We start from the raw sequence: 529 nt of genomic DNA on the forward strand, positions 1-529 counted from the left end.
CCTTTTCCAGTTGCTCAAGCTGCTGATTGAGCTGCCAGCGCAAACTCATATATGGCTGGCGATTTGCGTTTCGCTTGCCGTATTTGTCAACGATGGCATTGGCAAGCTTACTGAAGTTTTCACCATATTCATTGCCGCTGCTGCAGGAAAGCAGGGTGGCAATCCCCTTGTCAATGCCAATTGCCTTCTTTGAATCATTGCTGTAACGCTTGCTAGAGATCAGCTTATGAACTTCAAGGCGCTGCTTGATGCGGTCAAGCACCACTGTGATATCGCCGGTGCGTGGATAACTCCACGGGCTGGTCATCTCCACAGAAAACTGCTTTCTAGGCACGTCTGAACTGAATGAAAAAGTATTTCCCTCAAATGCCCAATTCAAGTCACACTTCATGCTAGAGCCAAGCTTGCCCGACTTCCGTGCCCGGTAGTGGTAGCGGTACGTAATTCGGCACAGATAGCTATAGGCCTGCTTGATTTGTTTGTGTTTCAGCTTAGTTTCAATCTCGGCAAGAGCTTCAGTGTATTCTTC

General features: G+C 48.2%; 1 protein-coding gene. It reads right to left on the reverse strand.

What is annotated here, in order from left to right:
- A partial coding sequence (locus G8O24_RS47085; protein ID WP_202988825.1) for a hypothetical protein occupies window positions 1-529 on the reverse strand: 529 nt, incomplete at both ends.

It is taken from the genome of Bradyrhizobium campsiandrae, assembly GCF_014529705.1.
Taxonomy (GTDB): Bacteria; Pseudomonadota; Alphaproteobacteria; order Rhizobiales; family Xanthobacteraceae; genus Bradyrhizobium; species Bradyrhizobium campsiandrae.